Source organism: Cellulomonas sp. HD19AZ1, assembly GCF_004535805.1.
Lineage (GTDB): Bacteria > Actinomycetota > Actinomycetes > Actinomycetales > Cellulomonadaceae > Cellulomonas > Cellulomonas iranensis.
Window position 1 is genome coordinate 331,079 of sequence record NZ_SPHX01000003.1, and the last position, 22,631, is coordinate 353,709.

At 77.0% G+C, this 22,631-nt stretch carries 23 protein-coding genes and 1 tRNA gene; 16 read left to right on the forward strand and 8 right to left on the reverse strand.

Annotation, left to right across the window (positions count from 1 at the left end; translation table 11 throughout):
• The first annotated feature begins 123 nt into the window (after positions 1–123).
• Positions 124–1,440, forward strand: coding sequence for an amidohydrolase (locus E4A51_RS07690; protein WP_134851355.1), 1,317 nt, complete (start codon positions 124–126; stop codon positions 1,438–1,440).
• Positions 1,441–1,530: 90 nt separating this feature from the next.
• Here E4A51_RS07690 and E4A51_RS07695 read toward each other — a convergent pair whose 3' ends face one another.
• Complete coding sequence (locus E4A51_RS07695) at positions 1,531–2,274, reverse strand: ATP-binding cassette domain-containing protein (RefSeq protein ID WP_134851356.1); 744 nt, start codon at positions 2,272–2,274, stop codon at positions 1,531–1,533.
• A gap of 135 nt (positions 2,275–2,409) precedes the next feature.
• Between E4A51_RS07695 and E4A51_RS07700 the strand changes: the two genes are divergently transcribed.
• A tRNA-Ser gene (locus tag E4A51_RS07700) sits at positions 2,410–2,494 on the forward strand.
• A 254-nt stretch (positions 2,495–2,748) separates the two neighbouring features.
• Here E4A51_RS07700 and E4A51_RS07705 read toward each other — a convergent pair.
• Entirely contained in the window at positions 2,749–4,740 is a 1,992-nt protein-coding gene (locus E4A51_RS07705) for a hypothetical protein (RefSeq protein WP_134851357.1), read from the reverse strand.
• Between the two features lie 232 nt (positions 4,741–4,972).
• Between E4A51_RS07705 and E4A51_RS07710 the strand changes: the two genes are divergently transcribed.
• The 5 genes from E4A51_RS07710 (at position 4,973) to E4A51_RS07730 (ending at position 10,371) form a co-directional block, all read left to right on the forward strand.
• A complete protein-coding gene (locus E4A51_RS07710) occupies positions 4,973–6,709 on the forward strand; it encodes a CotH kinase family protein (protein ID WP_134851358.1) in 1,737 nt (578 codons plus the stop codon).
• A gap of 71 nt (positions 6,710–6,780) precedes the next feature.
• A complete protein-coding gene (locus E4A51_RS07715; protein WP_240696415.1) occupies positions 6,781–8,094 on the forward strand; it encodes an MFS transporter in 1,314 nt (437 codons plus the stop codon).
• Positions 8,095–8,182: 88 nt separating this feature from the next.
• Positions 8,183–9,163 carry a S41 family peptidase gene (locus E4A51_RS07720; protein ID WP_134851359.1) on the forward strand — a complete coding sequence of 327 codons (981 nt, stop codon included), beginning with the start codon at positions 8,183–8,185 and terminating at the stop codon, positions 9,161–9,163.
• A 109-nt stretch (positions 9,164–9,272) separates the two neighbouring features.
• On the forward strand, positions 9,273–10,019 hold the full coding sequence (locus E4A51_RS07725) for a phosphotransferase (RefSeq protein WP_134851360.1): 747 nt from the start codon (positions 9,273–9,275) through the stop codon (positions 10,017–10,019).
• A gap of 61 nt (positions 10,020–10,080) precedes the next feature.
• Positions 10,081–10,371: a DUF1905 domain-containing protein gene (locus E4A51_RS07730; RefSeq protein ID WP_046530857.1), complete on the forward strand. Its 291-nt coding sequence runs from the start codon at positions 10,081–10,083 to the stop codon at positions 10,369–10,371.
• A 42-nt stretch (positions 10,372–10,413) separates the two neighbouring features.
• Here the strand turns inward: E4A51_RS07730 and E4A51_RS07735 are convergent, their stop codons facing one another.
• A complete protein-coding gene (locus tag E4A51_RS07735) occupies positions 10,414–10,638 on the reverse strand; it encodes a PLDc N-terminal domain-containing protein (protein ID WP_046530858.1) in 225 nt (74 codons plus the stop codon).
• A 180-nt stretch (positions 10,639–10,818) separates the two neighbouring features.
• Here E4A51_RS07735 and E4A51_RS18690 point away from each other — a divergent pair, with 180 nt between their 5' ends.
• The 3 genes from E4A51_RS18690 (at position 10,819) to E4A51_RS07750 (ending at position 12,840) form a co-directional block, all read left to right on the forward strand.
• Positions 10,819–11,304, forward strand: a complete 486-nt coding sequence (locus E4A51_RS18690) for a hypothetical protein (protein WP_070319790.1) — start codon at positions 10,819–10,821, stop codon at positions 11,302–11,304.
• A gap of 121 nt (positions 11,305–11,425) precedes the next feature.
• Positions 11,426–11,941 (forward strand): DUF664 domain-containing protein, encoded by a 516-nt coding sequence (locus E4A51_RS18695; RefSeq protein WP_240696416.1) that lies wholly within the window; start codon positions 11,426–11,428, stop codon positions 11,939–11,941.
• 47 nt (positions 11,942–11,988) lie between these two features.
• Complete coding sequence (locus E4A51_RS07750; protein WP_134851362.1) at positions 11,989–12,840, forward strand: SDR family NAD(P)-dependent oxidoreductase; 852 nt, start codon at positions 11,989–11,991, stop codon at positions 12,838–12,840.
• Positions 12,841–12,889: 49 nt separating this feature from the next.
• On the opposite strand, the gene E4A51_RS07755 is transcribed toward E4A51_RS07750, so the two are convergent.
• Positions 12,890–14,779, reverse strand: a complete 1,890-nt coding sequence (locus E4A51_RS07755; protein ID WP_087510510.1) for a M48 family metallopeptidase — start codon at positions 14,777–14,779, stop codon at positions 12,890–12,892.
• A gap of 155 nt (positions 14,780–14,934) precedes the next feature.
• Positions 14,935–15,966, reverse strand: a complete 1,032-nt coding sequence (locus tag E4A51_RS07760; protein WP_134851363.1) for a P1 family peptidase — start codon at positions 15,964–15,966, stop codon at positions 14,935–14,937.
• Positions 15,967–16,052: 86 nt separating this feature from the next.
• Between E4A51_RS07760 and E4A51_RS07765 the strand changes: the two genes are divergently transcribed.
• From E4A51_RS07765 to E4A51_RS18270, 4 genes are all read left to right on the forward strand, one after another.
• Positions 16,053–16,730, forward strand: coding sequence for an SRPBCC family protein (locus tag E4A51_RS07765; RefSeq protein ID WP_240696417.1), 678 nt, complete (start codon positions 16,053–16,055; stop codon positions 16,728–16,730).
• 184 nt (positions 16,731–16,914) lie between these two features.
• On the forward strand, positions 16,915–17,118 hold the full coding sequence (locus E4A51_RS07770; protein ID WP_046529349.1) for a cold-shock protein: 204 nt from the start codon (positions 16,915–16,917) through the stop codon (positions 17,116–17,118).
• Between the two features lie 168 nt (positions 17,119–17,286).
• The gene (locus tag E4A51_RS07775) at positions 17,287–17,670 is read left to right on the forward strand and encodes a PadR family transcriptional regulator (RefSeq protein ID WP_134851364.1); all 384 of its coding nucleotides are present in this window, start codon (positions 17,287–17,289) and stop codon (positions 17,668–17,670) included.
• Positions 17,667–18,410, forward strand: coding sequence for a hypothetical protein (locus E4A51_RS18270; protein WP_052748331.1), 744 nt, complete (start codon positions 17,667–17,669; stop codon positions 18,408–18,410). The genes E4A51_RS07775 and E4A51_RS18270 overlap by 4 nt, the downstream gene beginning before the upstream one ends.
• Before the next feature lie 33 nt (positions 18,411–18,443).
• On the opposite strand, the gene E4A51_RS07785 is transcribed toward E4A51_RS18270, so the two are convergent.
• The 3 genes from E4A51_RS07785 to E4A51_RS07795 are packed head-to-tail and all read right to left on the reverse strand — an operon-like array spanning position 18,444 to position 21,357.
• Positions 18,444–19,796, reverse strand: a complete 1,353-nt coding sequence (locus E4A51_RS07785) for a lysophospholipid acyltransferase family protein (protein WP_134851365.1) — start codon at positions 19,794–19,796, stop codon at positions 18,444–18,446.
• The gene (locus tag E4A51_RS07790) at positions 19,793–20,728 is read right to left on the reverse strand and encodes a phosphatidate cytidylyltransferase (RefSeq protein ID WP_052748332.1); all 936 of its coding nucleotides are present in this window, start codon (positions 20,726–20,728) and stop codon (positions 19,793–19,795) included. The genes E4A51_RS07785 and E4A51_RS07790 overlap by 4 nt, the downstream gene beginning before the upstream one ends.
• Positions 20,725–21,357, reverse strand: a complete 633-nt coding sequence (locus tag E4A51_RS07795; protein ID WP_134851366.1) for a CDP-alcohol phosphatidyltransferase family protein — start codon at positions 21,355–21,357, stop codon at positions 20,725–20,727. The genes E4A51_RS07790 and E4A51_RS07795 overlap by 4 nt, the downstream gene beginning before the upstream one ends.
• Positions 21,358–21,520: 163 nt before the next feature.
• Here E4A51_RS07795 and E4A51_RS07800 point away from each other — a divergent pair, with 163 nt between their 5' ends.
• Both E4A51_RS07800 and E4A51_RS07805 read left to right on the forward strand, forming a co-directional pair.
• Positions 21,521–21,817: a type II toxin-antitoxin system VapB family antitoxin gene (locus tag E4A51_RS07800; protein WP_046529352.1), complete on the forward strand. Its 297-nt coding sequence runs from the start codon at positions 21,521–21,523 to the stop codon at positions 21,815–21,817.
• Between the two features lie 40 nt (positions 21,818–21,857).
• On the forward strand, positions 21,858–22,568 hold the full coding sequence (locus E4A51_RS07805; RefSeq protein ID WP_134851367.1) for a LytR C-terminal domain-containing protein: 711 nt from the start codon (positions 21,858–21,860) through the stop codon (positions 22,566–22,568).
• The last annotated feature ends 63 nt before the right edge of the window (positions 22,569–22,631 follow it).

Genomic DNA, 22,631 nt, shown 5'->3' on the forward strand with positions numbered 1-22,631 from the left:
TCCGCCCGGCGGGGGTCCCGCGGCGACCTCCACGCACCCCACACACCGCGCACCGGCCGTGCGTTCCACAGCGCGCGGCCGGTCCCGCACGCGGCGGTCACGACCGGGGCCATGATGGACGTCATGCCCGAGCAGACCCGCAGCACCGTCACGTCCCCGTCGTCCACCTCGCGCGCCACCTCGCCCGGCCGGCTGCCGATCGGCACGACCCGCGGGTCGGTCGCTGTCGTCGGCGGGTACGTCGTGCCGGTCGCGTCGGAGCCGATCGCGGACGCGACCGTGCTGGTCGAGGACGGCGTCGTGACGGCCGTCGGCACGGACGTGGTGGTGCCGGACGGCGTGCGCGTGGTCGACGCGCGCGGTCGCTGGGTGCTGCCGGGGTTCGTCGAGGCGCACGCGCACATGGGCGTCTGGGAGGAGGCCCAGGGCTGGGCCGGCGAGGACGCGAACGAGATGACGTCGCCCGACGGGTCGGCGCTGCGCGCGATCGACGCGGTCAACGTCGAGGACGAGGGCTTCCGCGACGCGCTCGTGGGCGGCGTGACGTCGGCCGTCGTCAAGCCCGGCTCGGGCAACCCGATCGGCGGGCGGACGGTCGCGCTCAAGACGTGGGGCGGCCGCACGGTCGACGAGCAGGTGATCCGGCACGACGTGTCGGTGAAGTCCGCGCTGGGCGAGAACCCCAAGCGCGTGTACGGCGAGCGCAAGCAGCTGCCGTCGACGCGACTGGGCGTCGCGGCCGTCATCCGCAAGGCGTTCGTCGACGCGCAGACGTACGCGGCCCGGCGGGACGCGGCGGCCGCGGCGGGCGAGCCGTTCGAGCGTGACCTCGGCAAGGAGACGCTCGCGGCGGTGCTCGCGGGCGAGCTCGCGTGGGACCAGCACACGCACCGCGCCGACGACATCGCGACGGCCCTGCGGCTGGCCGACGAGTTCGGGTACCGGCTCGTGGTCAACCACGGCACCGACGCGGCGTCGATCGCCGACGTGCTGGCCGAGCGCGACGTCCCGGTAATCTTCGGGCCGATGTTCACGGCGCGGTCCAAGGTCGAGCTGCGCGACCGCGCGATCGAGAACCTCGGCGTGCTGGCGCGGGCGGGCGTGCGGGTCGCGATCACGACCGACCACCCCGTGGTGCCGATCAACTTCCTGGTGCACCAGGCGTCGCTCGCCGTGAAGGAGGGCCTCGACCGGGACACGGCCCTGCGCGCGCTGACCGTGAACCCGGCGCAGTTCCTCGGCCTCGACGACCGCATCGGGTCGCTCACGCCCGGGCTCGACGGCGACGTGGTCGTGTGGTCGGGCGACCCGCTCGACGTGACGTCGCGCGCCGAGCACGTGTTCGTCACCGGCACCGAGGTCTACACGTGGGACGCCGACGCGCGCGGCGGGCTCGGGGCCGGGAGGGTCCGCGAGCGCGGCGAGCGGTTCGACGCCTGACGTCGTCCACCTGACGGGACAGGCAGCTCGCGAGGCCGGGCGTCGATGGTCCAGCCGGCGCGCTGAGCCGTCGGCGCCCGGTCTCGTCCGTCAGCCGTCCAGGACGTGCCGCAGGTACCGCTCGGGTGCGTCGAGGAACCCGCGCCACGACGTCACGAGGTCGAGCTCGTCCCACGCGCACTCGCGCAGGCCCCACTCGCCGACCTCGTAGATCGTCGCGCCGGGCAGCGCCGCGAGCAGCGGCGAGTGCGTCGACAGGATCACCTGGGAGTCGTTGCGGACCAGGTCGTGCAGGTGCTGCAGCAGCGCGAGGCTGCCGGTGAACGACAGCGCGGACTCGGGCTCGTCGAGCACGTACAGGCCCGGGTGCGTCATCCGGGAGCCGATGAGCTCGAGGAACGACTCGCCGTGCGACAACGCGTGGAACTCGGGGTCGCGGGCGCTGGGGTGCTCGTCGAGGTACGTGTAGAAGCCGTGCATCGTCTCGGCGCGCAGGAAGAACCCGCGCCGCGGCGCGCCCGCCCCGCGGACCAGCTGGATGTCGTGCGCGAACCCCGACTCGGTGGGCCGCGTGCGGTGCATCGACCCCGTCGACCCGCCCTCGCCCGCCATGCCGAAGGTCGTCGCGATCCCCTCGACCAGCGTCGACTTGCCCGCACCGTTCTCGCCGACCAGCACCGTCGCCGGGCCCAGGTCCCAGCCGTGCTCCAGCACCTGCCGCACCGCCGGCACGCGCAGGTGCCAGTCCCCGCCGCGCTCGCCGTCGAGCTTGGGGTCCCCCGCCTGGACGCGACGCACCGGCAGCGTGCTCCACGGACCCGTGCGCGCGACCATGCGCCCACCCCACCACGACCCGCCCACACGGCGCGTGTCCCTACCTCCGGTGCGCCGGGCGGCGTCCGACGGCACCGTCGTCCTCGGCTAGACTCCTACCCGCAGCGCGCCCGCCCGGCGGGAGCGCCGCAGCCTGGAGGATTCGCCTAGTGGCCTATGGCGCACGCTTGGAAAGCGTGTTGGGTTCACGCCCTCGGGGGTTCGAATCCCCCATCCTCCGCAGCCGAAGGGCCCGCTCCGCAGCGATGTGGGGCGGGCCCTTCGTCGTGGGCGGCGCTGGGCACCGCTGCGCCACCAGGCACCCAGCAGCCGACGAGCCGCCCGAGAGCGTCGCGACGACCGGTCCCCGCGTCGCGGGACCACCGCAGAGCGAGATCAGCGAGACGACCCGCCGCGGCCACGCACGACGACGGCCCCGCCCCGCTCGCGCGGGGTCGGGGCCGTCGGTCGTGCAGGGCCTCGCGGCCGGGCAGGTCAGCGCCGGGCAGCCACCCGCACCGTGGCGGCGCCGACGACGAGCAGCAGCGCGACGACGGCGAGCAGCGCGGACGCGTCGCCCGCACCGGTCGTGGCGAGCGCGGCTGCGGCGGGGGCGGCCACGGCGGGGGCCGCCGCCACCGGAGCGGCCGGCGTGGCGGGCGCGACACCGGGCGCGGTGACCGTGACCCCCACCCGGGCGACCTCGGCGCCGTCGAGCAGGACGACGACCGAGTGCGCGCCGAGGGTCGTGCCGGCGGGCAGCGTGACCGTGGCGCGCAGGACGCCCTGCGACGACGAGCGGAACGTGCCGAGCGCGGCGGGCGTGGAGTGCAGCTCGAGCGCGTAGTCGGTGTCGGGCAGCAGGCCCCAGACCTCGACGGTCACGGTGGAGCCGGTGACGACGACGGGCTGCGAGACGGCCGCGGTGGCCGCGGCGATCGTGCCGCTCGGGGCCGACGCGATGACGTAGGGCTGGTACCCCTCGGCGTGCGCGGTGACCTCGACGTACACGCTCTCGCCGACGAGGGCGGCCGTCGGCCGCAGCGTCGCGTCGGTCTCGCCGGCGACGGGCGTGCCGTCGGCGAGGAACCACCGGTACGTGAGCGACTGCGGGCGCGGCGTCCACGCGGACGTGTCGAGCGTCGCGGTGAGCGTGCCCGTGAGCACGTGGTGGCCCGTGAGCACGGGCGCGGCACCAGGTGCGAAGGACGCGAGCGAGACGGTGCGCGTGTAGTCCGAGCCGAGCGTGACGTACGTGTGGTGGCCCGGCGCGCGCAGCGTCGCGACGACGTACAGGGGCTCGCCGACCAGGTCGAGCCCGGGCGTGAACGTCGCGGACGTCGCACCGGCGACCGGCGTGCCATCGGTGCGGTACCACTGGAAGTCCACCGACGCGGGCGCGGGCGTCGTGCCCGTGACGTCGAGCGACGCCGTGAACGACGTGCCGAGGACGCCCGAGCCCGTCACGACGGGGCGGCCGACCCCCTCGAAGGACGCGGGGCTCACGGTCGCGGAGTAGTCCGAGCCGAGCGTGACGAAGTCCTGGTGACCCGGCCCGCGCAGCGTCGCGACGACGTACAGCGGCTCGCCGACCAGGTCGAGCCCGGGCGTGAACGTCGCGGACGTCGCACCGGCGACCGGCGTGCCGTCGGTGCGGTACCACTGGAAGTCCACCGACGCGGGCGCGGGCGTCGTGCCCGTGACGTCGAGCGCCGCCGTGAACGGCGAGCCGACGACGCCCGTCCCCGTGACCGTCGGACGCTCGACGCCCGCGAACGAGCCGAGGTGGACCGTCGTGGACGCGGTCGAGGTCTGCGTGTTGTCGGCGTAGCCGGGGCGCGACGCGGTGGCGACGACGTAGAACGTCGAGCCGATGTCGTCGACCGTGGGGACGTAGGTGGCGGCGGCGGGCCCGGTGCCGGACGCGACGACCGCGTCGACCGGGTACCGGTGCCACACGTACTCGACGTCGTCCGGGGTCGGCGACCACGCACCCGTGACGTCGACCGTGAGCGGCTCGCCGACCACGCCCGACCCGGTGACCGCGAGCGTCGGGACCTCGTCGAAGCCGCGCAGCGCGACCGCGCCGGTGAGGTTCGTGCCGATCGCGTAGAGCTCGCCGTTCGCGCCGCGCAGCAGCACGTCGGCGTACAGCGAGCGGCCGAGGTCGGCGGCGGTCGGCGTGTAGTCCGTGTCCGGCGACTCGAGCACCGCGCGCGGGGTGCCGTCCGACCAGCGCCACGAGACCCGGTAGGAGTCGACGGCCGGAGAGATGTCCATGCCGGCCAACGACACCGACAGCGGCGTCCCGACCCACGCGGACGACGCAATGGACGGCGCCCCGGCCACCGAGAAGCCGGCGGCGGTCGCCGGGGCCGCGGCGAGCAGCAGGGCGGGGACCGCGAGCGCGGCGGCGAGGACGCCGCTCAGGACGCGTCGCAGGCGGCGGGTGCGCCCCGTGGGCGGGCGGTGGGGGCGAGCGTGCACGAGGTCTCCCGGGCTGGGGCGGGTGCGGGTCGGCCACACGCTAGGTGGCGCCCGGTGCGCCACCCCGACGCCCGCACCGCTTCACCCGTCCGGCCCGACCGGCTCGCCCGGGCACGGGTCATTCCTCCCGGTCTGGCAGCGGGTGAAATCCGCTCGGGCCGAGGCGGCGTCTCACGGCCGCGACCCGTGCGCACCACAGCGAGGCCACAGCGCCGCAGGGCACGGTCGACGCATGGACCACCACGACGACCTCCCGACCTCCACCCACCGACGACGCCGGGCGCTGCGCGCGACGGTCGCGGCGGTGCTCGCGGCGACGCTCGCGGCGTGCTCCGTCCCCGCGACGGACGCCGCGTCCGGCGCGTCCGGCACGAGCGCCGCGGCGAGCGCCACCGCGGGCGCGGACCTGTTCGACACGACGACGGTGCACTCGATCGCCGTGACGTACGACGAGGACGACTACCAGGCGATGCTCGACGCGTACGCCGCGACCGGGGACAAGGAGTGGATCCGGGCGACCGTCGTGATCGACGGCCAGGAGCTCCAGGACGTCGGGCTGCGCCTCAAGGGCAACTCGAGCCTGCGCGGCCTCGCGTCGCGCCCGGGGACGGACGACGCGGGGGCGGGCGCGACCGACGACGCGGACGCGACGACCGACGGCGCCGGCACGGCTGAGGCCCCCGCGGACGCCCCCGCGCGCGACGACCTGGGCGAGGGCTCCGTCTCCGCCGACGACCCCGCGGGCCTGCCGTGGCTGATCCGGCTCGACAAGTACGTCGACGGCCAGCAGTACGCGGGCCGCACCGACCTGGTGGTGCGCGGCAGCAGCACGCAGTCGTCGCTCAACGAGGCCGTCGCGCTGCAGGTGCTCGCGCTCGCGGACGTCCCCGCCGAGCAGGCGACGTACGTGCGGCTGAGCGTCAACGGCGGCGACGAGCGGCTGCGGCTGGTGCTGGACCTGCCCGACGACGACCTGTGGAACGCCGACACGTTCGAGAACCCCGGCATCACCTACAAGGCCGACAGCGAGGGCGACTGGTCGTACCGCGGCGAGGACGCGAGCGCGTACGCCGACGCGTTCGAGGTCAAGAGCAGCACGAGCTCGCTGCCGGAGGACGAGCAGTACACGCCCCTGATCGAGCTGCTCGCGCTCGTGAACGACGCGAGCGACGAGGAGTTCGCGGCGCAGCTGGGCGACCACCTCGACGTCGACGCGTTCGCGCGGTACCTCGCGGCGCAGGACGTCGTGCAGAACTGGGACGACATCGACGGCCCCGGCAACAACTCCTACCTGCGCTGGGACGAGACGACGGGCCTGTTCACGGTGGTCGCGTGGGACCAGAACCTGTCGTTCTCCGGCGGCATGGGCGGCGGCATGGGCGGCGGGACGGGCGGTGGGATGCCCGGCGGCGAGCCCGGGGCCGACGGCGGCGAGCGACCGACGCCCCCGCAGGGCGAGCTGCCGGACCTCGCGGACGGCGAGCTCCCGCAGGGCTGGCCGCCGCAGGGCGAGGCCCCGCAGGACGGCGAGCGCGCCGCGCGTCCGGGCGGCGGCGACGCGGCGGGCGGTGCGGCGGGGATGCCGGGCGGTGGCGGACCGGGCGGCGTCGGGAACGCGCTCGTGACGCGGTTCCTCGCGACGGACGCGTTCGCGGCGGCCTACGACGACGCGCTCGCCGAGCTCACCGCGAGCGCGGTGACGAGCGGGGCCGCGCAGGACCACCTGGACGCGCTGGTCGCGCTGCTCACCGACCAGGCCGCGGACCTCGTCGACCCGGCCACGGTCACGCAGGAGGCGGCGACGATCTCGCAGGCGCTGGCCGCCGGCCCCACGACGCGCGGCACCACCGGGGGCCCGACGGACGGTGCGGCCGGCGACACGACGGACGGCGGTCCGGCCGGCGCAGGCGCGCCGAGCACCGACGCGCCGAGCACCGGCACGACGAGCACCGGCACGGCGAGCACCTGACGTCCCCGCCCTCGGCGGGGCCGCGACCACGGCCGGGGCCGGGGCCGTCCACGCCTGGTTACGCTCCCGTCGTGACCGCCGACCCGACCCCACCTCCCCCGGCCGACGCGGTCCCGGTCGCCCCGCTGCCGCTCGCCCCGGCGCCGGCCCCGCCGACGGGCGCGCCCGCGGGCCTGCGCCGCCGCACGGTCGGGCTGCTCGCGCTCGCGCAGGTGCTCAGCGGCGTCGCGGCGGGTTCGGTCGTGTCGGTCGGGTCGCTCATCGCGGTGGAGCTGTCGGGGTCCGACGCGTGGGCCGGGTCGGTGACGACCGCCGCGACGCTCGGCGCGGCGCTGTCCGCGCTGTGGCTCGCACGCCTCGCGCTGGCCCGCGGGCGGCGCGCGTCGCTGTCGGCCGGGCTCGCGCTCGCGTCGGTCGGTGCGGTCGTGGTGGTCGTCGCCGCGGTCGTGCAGGTGTTCGCGCTGCTGCTGGTCGGGGCGGCGCTCATGGGCGTCGGCAGCGCGGTGAACCTGCAGGCGCGGTTCGCGGCCACCGACCTGTCGACCGCGGGGACGCGGGCGCGCGACCTGTCGCTCGTCGTGTGGACGTCGACCGTCGGTGCCGTCACGGGACCGAACCTCGTGCGGCTCGGCGAGCCGACGTCGCGCCTCACGGGTCTGCCCGAGCTCGCGGCCGTGTTCGTGTTCTCGGCCGTCGGCATGGTCGCCGCGATGCTCGTGCTGTGGGTCGGGCTGCGTCCCGACCCGTTGCTCACGGCCCGCACGCTCGGCGGCGGTGCCGCCGGGCCGCGCCCGCACGTGCCGCTGCGCGCGGCGCTCGCGACGCTCGGGCGGTACCCGCGCGCCGTGGCCGCGCTGGTCGGGATCCTCGTGGCGCACGCCGTGATGGTCGCGGTCATGTCGATGACGCCCGTCCACATGGCCGGGCACGGGGCGTCGATCGAGCTCGTGGGTCTGACCGTGAGCCTGCACATCGCGGGCATGTACGCGTTGTCGCCGGTCATGGGCGCGCTCGCGGACCGGCTGGGGGCGACGGCCGTGCTGGTCGGCGGGCTCGCGGTGCTCGTCGTCGCGTCCGTGGTCTCGGGGGTCGGCGGCGGCAGCCACGGCGCGGTGACCGTGGGGCTCGTGCTGCTGGGCGTGGGGTGGTCGGCCGCGAACGTCGCCGGCTCGGCGGTCATGGCGGGCGCGATCCCCGGCGACGAGCGCGTCACGGTCCAGGGCGTGTCCGACGCGCTGATGTCGCTGGCCGGTGCGGGCGGCGGTGCGCTCGCGGGCGTCGCGCTCGCGCAGGTCGGGTACGGCGGGCTCACCGCGGTCGCGGGCGGGCTCGCCGTCGCGGGCGCGGTCGCAGTCGTCGCCGTCGCCCGTCGTGCGAGGGGCTGACGCGGCGCCTGCGCAGGTCAGACCCCCGGGGGAAGCGCTCGCCCCGCCGCACCGGCGACGCTGGGAGCAGCCCCCCGGAAGGAACACCGTGCCCCGCCCCCGTCGTGCCCGCCGTCTGCTCGTCGCGCTCCTGAGCGCCGTCCTCCTGCTCGTCGTCGCCGGCGTCGGCCTCGTGTGGTTCGTCGGGCCCCGCTTCAACGTCTGGCTCGTGCCGCCCACGCCGCAGCGCTACGGCGACACCGTCCTGACGATGCTCGACGGCGGGCTGAACGCGTCGTCGCCGCAGTGGCACGACGAGCGCGAGCGGGCCCGCGGCGCGATCGCGACGGCCGCGACGCTCGAGGACGTCGACGCGATCCTCGCCGAGGCCGTGCAGGTCGCCGGCGGCCCGCACTCGACCCTCGTCCCGGCGCGCACCGGCGACACCGCTCCTGCACCGCAGCAGCCCGCGTCCGTCGAGCGCGACGGCGGCGTCGCGACGCTCGTGGTGCCCGAGTTCACGGGCGACCTCGCGGCCGCGCAGGCGTACACCGACACCCTCGCCGCGGGTCTCGCGGAGCCGGGCGTGTGCGGCGTCGTGGTGGACCTGCGGGGCAACTCCGGCGGCGACATGGGCCCGATGGTCGCGGGCGTGGCCAAGCTCCTGCCCGACGGCGTGCTCCAGACGTTCGTGACCGGCGAGCGGCGCAGCGAGGTGCGGCTCACGCGCGGACGCGTCACCGGTGGCGGCACGTCGATCACGGCACCCCGCTCGTCGCCCCGCCTGGACGTACCCGTCGCGGTGCTCGTCGACGAGCGCACCGCGAGCTCGGGCGAGCAGACGCTCATCGCGCTGCGCGGCCGCGACCACGTCCACGTGTTCGGCGTCCCGACGGCGGGCTACGCGAGCGTGAACCAGCAGATCCCCCTCTACACGGGCGCGACGCTGCAGCTCACGGTCGGCGTCACCGAGTCGCACACCGGCGAGCTGCTGGGCGAGGAGCCGATCCCACCGGACACGGACACGGGCAGCGGGGCCGCCGCGGCGGACGCCGCGCGCGCGTGGCTCACCGAGCAGGGCTGCGCCTGACCCCGGACGGCGTGCACCGCGCGCGGCGGCCACCCGGCGCGTCGGCCACGCCCTACGCTCGCGTCGTGATCGTCGCCGCCGACCTGCACCGCCGCTCCGGGCACGCGTCGTGACGCCCGCCGACGCCGCGCCCGCCACGGAGCCCGCCGACGGCGCGGTCGTCGCGCGCGGCCGCGAGGCGGTGGTCCTCGACGCCGGCCCGGGCCTCGTGCGCCGCCGCTACCTCGACGGCCGCGACACCACCACCGAGGTCGCGCTGCACCGGCACGTCGCCGCGCACGGCTACCCCGTGCCCGCGCTGCACGAGCAGGAGCCGGGCGGCATGGTCATGGAGCGTGTCGACGGGCCGACGCTGCTGGAGGCGTACGTCGCCGGCACGCTCGACGCCGACGCGGTCGCCGCGGTGCTGGCCGACCTGCACGCGCGCCTGCACGCGCTGCCCCCGCCGCTCGGCACGGCCGGGGGCGACCGCGTGCTGCACCTCGACCTGCACCCCGCCAACGTGCTGCTCGGGGCCGACGGGCCCGTGGTCGTGGACTGGGCGTCGGGACGCACGGGCGACCCGGCGCTCGACCTCGGGCACACGGCGATCGTGCTCGCGGAGGCCGCGGTCGCGGGCGTCGACGGCGCCGCGGGGGACGTCGCGGCCGTCGCGGTCACGCGCCCGCACCTGCGCGCGCTGCTCGTCGCGTTCCTCGCGGCCGTCGCGGAGCGGGACCCGCTCGCGCGGCTCGACGACGTCGTCGCGCGCCGTCTGCGTGACGGCATGCCGCCGGACACCGTGCAGGCCGGGGCGCGGCTGCTGCGCGACCTGGCGTCGGGCGCGGTCGACGCGGCGCCCGGCACCGTCGACTGACCCGCGCTCGGCGCGCCGGCGCGGGACCCCGCGTGTGGGCGCCCCCGGGTACGGTCGCGGCGTGCCGCAGTACGACGTCGAGACCACCCTCTGGCAGGCCGGGTCCTGGGTGTTCGTCGACCTGCCGTTCGACGTCGCGGACGAGGTCGACGACCTGACGCGCGGCCGGCAGGGCGGGTTCGGGTCGGTCCGCGTCGAGGTGACTCTGGGCCCGACGACGTGGCGCACGTCGCTGTTCCCCGACAAGCGCCGCGAGACGTTCGTGCTGCCGGTCAAGCGCGCGGTGCGCGAGGCCGCGGGCGCTGCGGTCGGCGACGCCGTGCGGGTCCGGCTCCGGCTCGTCGACGTGTGACGGTCGCGGCCTCGCCGGTCGGAACCGTGTCAGGGCCCGGCGTCAGGACCGCACGCGCCCCTTCGCGAAGTACGTGAGCGGTCCGACCCAGTTCACGAGGATCGCGAGCGCCCACGCCGCCTTCGGGCCGTTGACCTCGTCGGCATCACGGCGCGCGAGGTCCCGGTACGCCGCGGCCGTGAGCGCGAGCTGCGCCGCCGACACGACCACGACGCCGACGCGCCGCCGCGCGCTCAGGTCGCTCCACCTCTGGTGCTGCAGGTGCATGCCGCCCTCCTCGGTCGGTGCCGTCACGCACGGCGTCGCCCCCATCGTCCCGCGTCCCGGCGCGCGCCGCAGGGCCGGACGTCCCGCTGCCGTGCCGGCCGACGCCACGCACCCGACGCGGCCCCGCAGCGGTGCGCCCGCCGCCCCGCGTGTGCCGCCGCCCGCTCGTAGCCTGGGCGCATGGAGCTCACCCTCACGCTCGACGAGGCCCTCGCGCTGGCCCGTGCGGCCGACGCGCTGCCGCCCGCGGTCACCGACGTCCGCGGCGACGACCGCGCGGTGCACGCCCGGGTCCGGGTGCACGAGCTGCCCGGCGTCCCGGGGGCCGTGCGCCTCGCGACGCGGATGGCCGGACCGGTCGACGTGCGCGTCGAGGACCGCGGCGTCGAGGGGCGGCGATGGCGCGTGGCCCTGGTCGCGTCGCACCCGAAGGTGCGCCTGGACCTCTCCGGGTTCGTCACCGACGGCGTCCGAGACCAGCTCGGGAAGCTGCCGGCCGGTGTCGCGACCGCGTCCACGCAGGACGGCGCGACCGTCGTCGAGGTCGACCTCGACCGGCTCGGCCCGCTGGTCGGGGACGCGTTCCCGGCCGCGCGCGGGCTCCGCGTGCGCGTCGAGGACGTCGCGCTCGGGACGCGGCTGCGCGTCATCGGCACCGTCGGCTGATCCGCGTCACGACGCACGCCGGCACCCGCCGCCCGGCACCCACGCCCGGCACCCACGCAGCGGGACCCCGGCACGCGAGGTCGCCGTGCGGCGCACAGCCGCGCGTCGTAGCGTCGGGCCCGTGACGGGAACAGGTGCACGCACGGTGCTGGCCGACGGGTTCGAGCGGGTGCCGCCCGCGCTGCGACGCGCGCTCGAGGGCGTGGACATCGCGGGCCGCACGTGGCGCCCCGGCCCGCGCGCCAACACGCTCGCGTGGCTCGTGTGGCACACCGCGCGCGTGCAGGACGCGCAGGTCGCGCCGCTCGCGGGCGTCGAGCAGGTGTGGACGGCCGACGGCTGGGCGGCGCGCCTCGCGCTGCCGTTCGCCGCCGACGCGACCGGCTACGGCCAGTCCCCCGCCGACGTCGCGCGCGTCGACGCGGACCCGGCGCTGCTGCTCGGCTACCTCGACGCGACGACCGCGCAGACCCTGGCGTACCTCGAGCGGATCGACGACGACGACCTCGGCACGGTCGTCGACGAGGAGTGGGACCCGCCGGTGACGCTCGGCGTGCGGCTCGTCAGCGTGCTGGCGGACTGCCTCGAGCACACCGGGCAGGCCGCGTACCTGCGCGGGCTGCTCGACGCCCGCTGACCCCCGCCGACGCCCGTCCGACGATCCCGCACCCCGAGGAGCCCCGCGTGACCCACCACCCCCGCACGGTCGTCGTCACGGGAGCGAGCGACGGGATCGGCGCCGCCGCGGCGCGCGCGCTCGCCGCGGCGGGCCACGAGGTCGTCGTCGTCGGCCGGAACGCCGAGCGCACACGGCGCGTCGCGGACGAGGCCGGGGCGACCGCGCACCTCGCGGACTTCACGGACCTGGCGCAGGTGCGCGCGCTCGCCGACGAGCTGCTCACGGCGCACCCGCGCATCGACGCGCTGGTGAACAACGCGGGCGGCCTGTTCCCCGAGCTGACGTGGACGCAGGACGGCCTCGAGACGACGTTCCAGGTGGACCACCTCGCGCCGTTCCTGCTGACGCACCTGCTGCTGGACCGCCTGCTCGCGTCGGACGGCCCGGCGGTGGTGACGACGTCGAGCGCGGCGCACCGCGTGTCGCGCCTGACGACGGCCGACGCCCTGGTGCTGGGCGGCCGGCACGACGAGCGGCGCTACGTGCCGTTCCGCGCGTACGCCGACGCGAAGCTCGCGAACCTGCTGTTCACGCGCGAGCTGCACCGCCGGTACCACCGCGCCGGCCTGGCGTCGGCGGCCGTGCACCCGGGCGGCGTCGCGACGAGCTTCGCGGGCACGTCGCACGACCTGTTCGGCTGGTTCTACCGGTCGCCGCTCGGCCAGCGCGTGCTGCGCACGCCCGAGCAGGGCGCCGCGGACCTCGTGCGCCTGGCCGGCGAGCGGCCCGACGTCGACTGGCCGTCCGGCCAGTACTGGGCCGACGGCCGGATCGCGCGCGTCAACCACCGCGGCGACGACCCGACGCTCGCGCGCGTGCTGTGGGAGCGCAGCGAGGAGCTGCTGGGCCTGGCCTGAGGGGCCGACGCGAGGCGCCGGTCCGGGTGCGGCCCGGCCGGGGCGAGCCTCACGGGGTCCGGGCGGCCGCCTCGTCCAGGGGCGCGAACGACGCCAGGTGGCCCGCCAGCACCTCCTGCGACTGCTTCGTCAGCGTGTCGCCCGTCCACCGCTCCTTCAGCACGATCGTCGTGCCGTCGTGCAGCGCGAGGACCGCGTGCACGGGCACCGCGCGCCGGACGGTCGCCGCGCGCACGTCCTCGTAGGCGACGTAGCGGTGCGTCTCGGCGAGGCGGTGCACCGGGACGTCGAGGTAGGCGGCGAGCCGGGCCTTGCCGCCCTCGGGCTTCTTGGGGCACGGCACCAGGACGAGGCCGCGGTCGAGGACCAGCACGTCGTGGGGCGCACCGTCGACAGCCACGGTCGCGAGCCCGGCGACGACGCTCGCGCCGTGCGCGGTCGCACGCTCGGCGACCTGGCCGACCGCCTCGACGTCCACACCCAGGTCGACGAGCCAGGCGCGCACGTGCGCGACCTGCGCGGGGTCGGCCGCGCGCCGGGCGTGCGCGGCGAGGTCGACGGGCTCGTCGGCCGTCGTGCGCAGCGCGGCGGGGCCGGCCCAGTCGAGCGTCCACCGCGCGGCGCCCGCGGCGACGAGCGCGGCTCCCAGCACGGAGGCCAGCGCGTCCACGAGGGTCGCACCGCCGAAGGCGTTGGCGTCCGGTGCGTGGACCGGAGCGGGCTCGAGGCCGAGCTCGCGCGCGAGCTGCACGCCACGCCCCTGCTCGACCAGGTCGAGCAGGGCGCCCACGCTGCCGCGCGGCACGCCCGCCAGCCGGGCGACCACGCGGTGCACGGCGTCGGCGCGGCGCTGCTCGTCCGCCGCGACGGCGGGCGGCACCAGGTCGGGCCAGTCGAGCCGGCGACGGTCCTCGTAGGCGACCGTCTCGTCGGCCAGCGCGGCCGCGAGCTGATCGAGCCGCGGGACGAGCACGCGCGCGGGGCGACCGTCGGGCACGTGCGCGACGTCGGGCAGGCGGTCCATCGCGACGAGCCGCTCGTCCGTCGGCGGGTGGCTGTCCCAGCGGCTGCCGCGGCCGTCGGACGACGCGGTGCGCAGGTCGCCGAGCTCGCCGTGACGTGCGGCCAGCAGCTGCGGGAACCCGCCGAAGAACGCCGCGGGAGACGGGGCGAGGCCGACGTCCCACCCCGTGCTGACGTACTGACCCAGGTAGAAGTCCCACGCGGCGTCGACGACGCCGACCTCGCGCAGCGCCGACTGCGCGGTCGCACGGCCCACGGCGCGGACGGACAACGCGTCGGCCGCGAGCTCCTGGCGACGGCTCGTCGCGGCCGAGACCAGCAGGTAGAGCTTGCCGTACTGCCGCAGCAGCCAGCCGGGCAGCGACCCCGAGAGCTGCTCGACGGTCGCGCCGATGACCTCCCGACCCCGGTGCACGACCACCGACAGCCGGGTGTCGTCGTGCGAGTAGTGACCGAGCTCGTGCGCGAGCACCGAGCGGAGCTGGGAGACGGTCAGGCCGTGCAGCAGCGGCACGCCCAGGACCATCCGCCGCGTGCCACCGACGAGGCCCAGCAGTCGCGCGTCCTCCATGACGCCGGCGTTGACCTCGGGGACGAGCCGGATCTCGTCGGGCCCGGCCGTGCCCGCGAGCGCGGCGACCTCGTCGACCACACCCCACAGCTCGGGCGCGTCGGACCGCAGCACGAGCGGGCCGGAGGGCGGCGCCGGGCGCGCCCGGGCGACCTTCCACAGGGCGACGACGATGCCGCCCAGCGCGAGCGCCGCGAAGGCCGCGAGCTTGACGCCGTTGGCGCCCGAGCCCGACCGGACGGCCAGGACCGCGAGCAGCCCGAGGCCGACCACGAGCGCTCCGGCGAACAGGTAGAACCCGATCAGTGTCCCGACCGCGACTGCCGCGCGCGTCCTCGTGCTCATGCTGGCTCCCGGCTCGGGGGGACCCGGTCGCGGGTCCGTGCGAGCGGGAGCGTAGCGAGTCGCGGCAGCGCCCGGGCGCGCGGGACGTAGACCGTCCGGGTGACGTGGCCGTGCGGGCCGGGCGCGGCGTGCCGCGGGGGTCCGTCGGCCGGGTGTCAGTCCGTCCAGCCCGGCAGCTCGACCGCGGGCGTGCGCACGCCGCGCGCCGACCGCACGGCGTCGACGACCGCGCGCTCGACCGCGGTGGCGGCGGCCGCCTGCACCGCGACGAGCGCCGCGACGCGGTCGGGTCGCGGGGCGGGCAGCGCGACCGCCTGGGTCGCGAGCGCGAAGACCGTGTCGCCGTCGGCGAGCGTGTGCACGGGGTCGAGCGCGCGCGCCAGCCCGTCGTGGGCGGTGGTCGCGGTGCGTGAGGTCTCGGCGGGGTCGAGCGCGGCGTCGGTCGCGACGACGACGAGCGTGGTGTTGAGCGGCGGGTCGGCGGGGGCGTCGACGACGCGCGCGCCGTCGGCGTCGAGCGCACCGCCGGGTGCGGCGGCGGGGGCGCCGAGGCCCGTCGGCGCGCCCGCGGCGTTGACGACGACGAGCGCGCCGACGACGACGCCCGCGGCCGGCCCGTCGGGCAGGCGCACCGACGCCGTGCCGACGCCGCCGCGGTAGGACGCGCCCGCGAGCGCCGCCCCCGTGCCGGCGCCGACCCCGCCCCGCGCGACGGGTGCGCCGTCGCCCGACGCGTGCGCGGCGGCCGCGGCGTCGTGGCCCATCTGCTCGGTGGGGCGCGCCGTGAAGTCGCCGCCGCGTCCGAGGTCGAACACGGCCGCTGCCGGCACGATCGGCACGACGCGGCCCGGCACGGGCGACACGGGGAACCCCCGCCCCTGCTCGGCGCACCACCGCTGCGCACCGTGCGCGGCGACGAGGCCGAACGCGCTGCCGCCCGTGAGCACGACCGCGTCGACCGTCGGCACGAGCGTGCGCGGGTCGAGCGCGTCGGTCTCGTGCGTGCCGGGTCCGCCGCCGCGCACGTCGACGCCGCCGACCGTGCCGGGTGGCGGGAGGACGACGGTCACGCCGGTGAGCCACCCGTCGCCGACGCGCTGCACGTGCCCGACGCGGACGCCGCGCACGTCGGTGAGGGCGCCGGTCGGGGGCGTGGCGGTGCCGGCGGGGTCGGGCTGGCTGCTCATCGACCCAGCGTGGCACGCCCGGCCCGGCGCGGCGGACGGGACGTTCGGCTCAACCGCCCGCGGGCGCCGCGTGGTGCGGTGGACGCGTGGACCGCCGACACCTGACCCTGCGCCTGCCGCTGCCGCGCCCGCGCGAGGTGCTGGGGACGACGCTCGCGCTGGGCGTCGCGGGCCTGCCCGTGGTGCGCGCGTGGGGCCTGCAGTGGGGCGCGCGCGAGGACGAGCTGGACGCGACGCTGCCGGGCGACGACCTGACGCCGGGCGCGGACCTCGTCGCGACGCGCGCGATCGGTGTCGCGGCACGTCCGCAGGACGTGTGGCCGTGGCTCGTGCAGATCGGGCAGGGGCGCGGCGGGTTCTACTCGTACGACGTGCTCGAGAACCTGGTCGGCTGCGACATCCGCTCGGCCGACCGGGTGGAGCCCGCGTGGCAGGACCTCGCGGTGGGTGACGTGGTGCGGCTGCACCCCGCGAAGGGGCTGGACGTCGCGGTCGTCGACCCGGGCCGGGCGCTCGTGCTGCGCGGACCGGACGCGCCCGCGGGGGCCGCGCCGCCGCCGTACGGGTTCTCGTGGGCGTTCGTGCTGCGGCCGGACCCCCGCGGGGGCACCCGGGTCGTGGTGCGCGAGCGGTACGTGTACACGTCGGCGGCGTCGCGGCTCGTGGCGGAGCGGTCGTGCCTGCTGAGCACGGTGATGACGCGGGGCATGCTGCGCGGGCTGCGCGCACGCGTGCTCGCGGGTGCCGAGGGGTCCACGGGCTGAGCGTCCGCCGTCCGGGCCGGGACGACTTGGGGTGAAGGCCTCGCTTCGCACGCCCGTGTCCGGCTACTGTGTACCCGTAGTCGCAGTGCTGTGCTTGTCCACCTTCTCCGGAGCGGACGACGGCCACCGTGATTCACCCGGTCCCGGTCGTCGGGGTCGTAGTACACGCATGAGGAGAATGACAGTGCCTACTGGCATCGTGAAGTGGTTCAACGCCGAGAAGGGCTTCGGCTTCATCGCCCCCGAGGACGGCGGCCCGGACGTCTTCGTCCACTACTCGGCCATCCAGACGCAGGGCTACCGCTCGCTCGAGGAGAACCAGCGCGTGCAGTTCGACGTGCAGGCCGGCCCCAAGGGCCCCCAGGCCTCGAACGTCGAGCCCGCCTGAGCCTCCGCTCAGCGAGCCTGACAGCTCTCGCGAAGGGCGCTCCGACCTCCGGGTCGGGGCGCCCTTCGCCGTTTCCGGGGTCGGGGTTCGACGACGTACCGAGGTGCGGGTCGGACCCGGCGGAGCACCTAGGTTGTGTTCCTATCTAGTCAGTCGTACTGTCTAGTCATGCCCACCCGCTCCCGCGCCGAGGACACCCCCGGCACCGCCGTACCGGCCGACTGGCCGAGCGACTGGCTGCGCGGCATCCTCACGCTGTGCGTGCTGCGCGTGCTCACCGCCGGCGCCACGTACGGCTACGAGATCGCGCAGCGGCTCGCCGCCGCCGGCCTCGGGGAGATCAAGGGCGGCACGCTCTACCCCCTGCTCGCGCGCCTGCACGCCGCGGGCCTCGTGGAGGAGGAGTGGCGGCCCGGCGACGGCGGCCCCGGGCGCAAGTACTACGCGCTCACCGCCGCGGGCCGCACGCACCTGCACGACGAGGGCGCGCGCTGGTCGCGCTTCGCCGCCCTCACCCAGACGTTCGTCACGACACCGGAGGTGGCCCCGTGAGCCTCGACCCCGCGACCCTCGCACCGCACGTCGACCCCGACTGGACCGAGGCGCTCGTCCTCGAGCTGCGCCTGCGGGACGTCCCCGGCGACGTGATCGGCGACGTCCTCACCGAGATCGAGACCCACGTGCTCGACTCCGGCACGACCGCGCAGGACGCGTTCGGCGACGCGACCCGGTACGCCGAGCAGGTCGCCGAGACCGCGGCGCGCCCCACGCCCGACGACCCCCGCGACATGGTGCCCTACGCGCTCGGCGCCGCCGGGTTCGTCGCCGCGCTCAACGGCCTCGGCGCCTGGGTGAAGTCAGGTGCCCTGACCCTGACCGTGGGGATCCTCGCGGTCGTCGTGGTCGTGGTCGTCACGCCGTTCGTGCTGCAGCGCTACGGCACGCCCCTGCTGCGGTTCCTCGTCACCGGCTCCCCGCTGCGCGCGTCGCTCGTCGTGATGGCGCCCATGGTGCCGACCGTCGTGCTGGTGCTGCTGGGACGTGCGTGGGAGGTCGCCACGCTCCCCGCCGCGCCCGTCACGCTCGGCGGCGCGGCCGTCGCGCTCGCGGCCGTCGTCCTGGCGCGCCGCCGCCCGACCCTCGAGGACCCGGTCGTCGCCCCCGGCGGCGACCGCGAGGCCGCGCTCGCCGCCGCCCGCCGCGAGACCGGCCGGCTCACGCTCGTGACGACGGGCGTGCAGGCAGCGATCGCGGTGCTCGCGGTCGTCGGCGTGGTCCTGCTGTCGCGCTGAGGGGGCCGGCACCCGCGGGCGGGCTCGCGGCGGTCAGCGGCTCCAGCGCCGCACGACCGCCGCGAGCCCCACGCCGAACGTGACGCCCGCAGCCGCGAGGTACGGGCCGTAGAACCGGCGGAGCACCGGCGCCGCGACGCCCGCCGCCGCCCCGACGACCGCACCGACCGCGAGCGCGCGCGCACCCCGCGCGCCGAGCGCGTGCGCGGCCAGCGGCACCGCGGGCACGCCCGCGGCACCCGCCTCGGCCGCGTACACCTTCACCGGGACGCCGTTGAGGGCCTGCCGCCAGATGCCGCGCGCCCCGACCGCCAGGTCGGCCGCGGCGCGGGCCCGCATCGCGGGCGTCGTCAGCGGCGCGGGCGGACGTTCACCGCGCGCCGTGAGCGCGCGCGTCACGAGCACGCCCGCGACCGACCCGACCGCGAGGCACGCGGCGGCCGGCACGACGCGCCGCGGGTGGGACGCCGCGACCAGCACGAGGTACATCTCGGACGTCACGGGCAGGCTTACGGCCTCGGCGAAGCCCCAGGCCACCGCTCCGACCATGCCCGCGGGGCCGGACATCACGCCCCGCAGCACGCGCCACGTGCGCGACCGGGACGGCACGGGCGGGCCGGCCGCGAGCATGCCCTCGATCTGCGCCACGAGCGGCGCCATGTCGGTCAGGCCGTGCGGGTCGACGGGGTGACCGACCCGCACCTCGACGGGACCCGGCGTCAGGCGGCCCTTCTTCGCGAGCAGCTCGTGCGTGCCCACGACCGCCACGGGCAGGATCGGCACGTCGAACTCCTGCGCGATGCGCAGCGCGCCGCTGCGGAACCGCCCGAGCCGCCCGTCGGTCGACCGCGTGCCCTCGGGGAACACCAGGAGGCTCGACCCGCTGCCCAGCACCTGCGTCGCGCCGTCGAGCAGCGACTCGTACCCGCCGCCGCCCTGCCGCCGCACCGGGACCGCGCCGATCGCGAGCCGGAGCGCGCGGGCCTTCCACGGGTTGTCGAACCAGTAGTCGTCGGCCGCGACGACCACCGGCTTGTACGGCGCGGGGAACGCCGCGATGAGCGCGGGGGTGTCGGCGTGCGACGAGTGGTTCGCGACCACGACCATCGCCTCGTACGGCGCCGAGCCCACGACGCGGAACCCGCCGACCAGGTGGAACACGTTGCGCCAGACGGTGTGCCGCACGGCACCGGCGAGGTTGAAGCCCGGCGGCAGGCCCACCCGGCGGCGCAGGCGCCGCAGCGCGTCGCCCGAGGCCGCGAGCACGTCGCCCGCGTGACCGCCGTGGTGACCGTGCGCGGGGGGCGCGCCCGCAGCGCCCGGGGTGTCCGCCGCCGGGGAGGACGCGGCGTCGTCGGCGGCCGTCGTGCGGTCGTCGGCGCTCACGCCAGCACCCACGCGAGCGGCAGCACCAGCAGCAGCGAGTCCACGCGGTCCAGCAGGCCGCCGAACCCGGGCAACCACGTGCCCGCGTCCTTGACGCCCGCCCGCCGCTTCACCATCGACTCCACCAGGTCACCTCCCACACCGCCGAGCACGACCGCGACGACCAGTCCCGGCGACACCGCGCCGAGCACCACGAGGACGAGCGTGCCACCGATCGCCGCCCCGACGAGCCCGCCGACGGTCTTGTTGGGGCTGAGCGGCGACAGCGGTCGACGCGCCCACGCGAACCGCTTGAGCCCCTGCCCGCCGCACCACGCGGCGACGTCGGCCGCCGCGGCCGCGAAGCACAGCAGGAACGCGTCCGACCCGACGAGCACGAGGTGCGCGAGCGACCAGCACAACCAGATCGACCCGAACGCGGCACCGGTCGCGCGCTCGACGCCGCGGTCCACGTCGCCCGCGAGCACCGCCGGCACGGCGCACAGCAGCGCCACGAGCGGCACGAGCCCGAGCAGCGCCGGGTCGAGCCACGCCGCGAGCGGGTAGGCGACCGCGAGGACCAGCAGGATCGCGGTCTCGGGGCGCGGCAGCCGCGTCATCGCGGCGTACTCGCGCACCGCCTGCAGCGCGAGCAGCGCCGCGAGCACGGCCGTGGGCCCCGGGCCGAGCCACATCGGGACGCCGATGACGGGCAGGATCAGCGCCCACGTCGTCCAGCGGCGCCGCAGCTCGGGCCGGCGCGACGCGAGCACGGGCACGGCCGCGACCGCGAGGATCCCCGCGGTGAGGGCGAGCAGGAACACGGCCCGGCCGTCGAGGTCGACGTGCCAGCCGCCGAGCCGCAGGTCGAGCGCGTACGCCGTGCGGTCCAGCCCGGTCCACGCGGCGAGCGGGTCGAGCACGCCCGGGCGCTGCGTGGGGTCGACGCTCACGCGACCGTCCCCGGGGAGCCGACGGGCCCGCGCGTGAGCGAGCGGTGGATCCGGCGCGCGCGCAGCACGGCGGTCAGCACCGAGCCGACGACGACCACGAGCGCGACCCCCGCGAGCAGGCCGGGCAGCGCGGCGCCGAGGACCGCGAGCGCGCACCGCTCGGTCTTGCCGAGCGGCCCGCCGTTGAGCCGCGGCGCCCCCGCGCCCGCGCCGGACACCGACACGACCGTCGGCAGCGTCGCCGCCACGGCCGCCACGAGCACCCACGTCAGGGGCGACAGCCCGACGAGCGGCTCGCCGCCCGTGCGGGCGGCGAGCACCGCGAGCCCCGCGAACATCAGCAGGTCGGACGCGCGGTCGCCCAGCTCGTTGAGCACGAAGCCCCACGGCCGCGACACGCCGCGGGCGCGCGCGACCGCGCCGTCGAGGTTGGCGCCCGCGAGCCGCGCCGCCAGGAGCAGGAACGCGAGCGGCCACCACGCGAACGCGAGCGCGACGCCCGCGAGCGCGGCCGCGACGACGCCCACGGCCGTGAACAGGTCGGGCGACGTCCCGCGCGCGACGGCACCCGCGACGAACCGGTGCAGCCGCCGGGTGTACCAGGGCTTGAGCGCGTACAGCGACGGCATGCCCGCGACTGTAGCGACGGCACGCCGACCGGGCCCGACGGCGTCCGCCGCTCACCCGTCCGGACCACGCTCGCACCGACGGGCCGCCCGCGCCGCAGGTGAGGCCCGGGACGCGAGGTGGACGCTCCCGGGCAGGCCGCCACCGACCCCCTAGACTCGGCCCGTGATCTTCAAGGCCGTGGGCGACGGGCGCCCGTACCCGGACCACGGGCTGACGACCCCGGCGCAGTGGGCGGACGTCGCCCCGCGGCAGGTGCGGCTCGACGAGCTCGTCACCACCAAGCGCACGCTCGACCTGGACGCGCTGCTGGCCGAGGACTCGACCTTCTACGGCGACCTGTTCGCGCACGTCGTCGAGTACAAGGGTGTCCTCTACCTCGAGGACGGGCTGCACCGCGCGGTGCGCGCGGCGCTGCACCAGCGGGCGCTGCTGCACGCGCGGGTGCTGGTGCTGACGTGACGCACGGCGACCGGGTCGAGCGAAGGACGGGGGGCGCAGCATGAGCGACCAGGACCGGGCGCGCGCGCTGCGCCGCCGGCACGTGCACGAGCGGCAGGCCGTCGTGTTCGGCGTGCTCATCGCCGGGCTGGGCGTGGCCGGGCTCGGCGCGGCGGCGATGTACACCGACAACCTGTCGCTGCCGTTCTTCGAGCGCGGCTTCTCCGCGAAGCCGACCGCCGCGGCGGAGAGCGTCGCGGTCTACTGCCCGCCCGAGGGCGCGCTGCCCGTGCCGAACGACCAGATCACGGTGGACGTGTACAACGGCGCCGGCACGGCGGGGCTCGCGCGGCAGACGGCCCAGTCGCTGACCGGGCTCGGGTTCGTCGTCGGCGCCACCGACAACGCGCCGTCGGTGTCCGGGGTCGGCCGCATCGTCTACGGACCGGCCGGCAGCGCGGCCGCGTACACGCTGCTCGCGTACCTGCCGGACGCCGTGCTGCAGCTCGCCGACCGTGCGGACGCGCGCATCGACCTCACCGTCGGGTCCGGGTTCGAGGGTCTGCTGCCGCCCGAGCAGGTCGTGCTCGACCCGGCGACCCCGCTCGTGGGGCCGAGCGGCTGCACGCCGTTCTCCGAGCTCACCGCCGCGACCCAGGACGGCGAGCAGGCGGACGGGGGCGAGCAGCCCGCGGACGGCGAGCAGCCGGCGGAGGGCGAGCAGCCGGCCGAGGGCGAGCAGCCCGCCGAGGGCGACCAGCCCGCCGGCTGAGCAGCCCGCCGGCCGAGCGGCCGACGGAGGGGCCGGTGCGCGGCGGACGTGCACCGCGCACCG

What these genes read in the sequence shown, in the direction of transcription:
- E4A51_RS07710 (WP_134851358.1), top strand. Translation starts at nt 4,973, where the DNA reads ATGGACCACCACGACGACCTCCCGACCTCCACCCACCGACGACGCCGG.
- E4A51_RS07775 (WP_134851364.1), top strand. Translation starts at nt 17,287, where the DNA reads ATGCCCACCCGCTCCCGCGCCGAGGACACCCCCGGCACCGCCGTACCG.
- E4A51_RS07795 (WP_134851366.1), bottom strand. Translation starts at nt 21,357, where the DNA reads ATGCCGTCGCTGTACGCGCTCAAGCCCTGGTACACCCGGCGGCTGCAC.
- E4A51_RS07735 (WP_046530858.1), bottom strand. Translation starts at nt 10,638, where the DNA reads ATGCACCTGCAGCACCAGAGGTGGAGCGACCTGAGCGCGCGGCGGCGC.
- E4A51_RS18690 (WP_070319790.1), top strand. Translation starts at nt 10,819, where the DNA reads ATGGAGCTCACCCTCACGCTCGACGAGGCCCTCGCGCTGGCCCGTGCG.
- E4A51_RS07690 (WP_134851355.1), top strand. Translation starts at nt 124, where the DNA reads ATGCCCGAGCAGACCCGCAGCACCGTCACGTCCCCGTCGTCCACCTCG.
- E4A51_RS07805 (WP_134851367.1), top strand. Translation starts at nt 21,858, where the DNA reads ATGAGCGACCAGGACCGGGCGCGCGCGCTGCGCCGCCGGCACGTGCAC.
- E4A51_RS07760 (WP_134851363.1), bottom strand. Translation starts at nt 15,966, where the DNA reads ATGAGCAGCCAGCCCGACCCCGCCGGCACCGCCACGCCCCCGACCGGC.
- E4A51_RS07755 (WP_087510510.1), bottom strand. Translation starts at nt 14,779, where the DNA reads ATGAGCACGAGGACGCGCGCGGCAGTCGCGGTCGGGACACTGATCGGG.
- E4A51_RS07695 (WP_134851356.1), bottom strand. Translation starts at nt 2,274, where the DNA reads ATGGTCGCGCGCACGGGTCCGTGGAGCACGCTGCCGGTGCGTCGCGTC.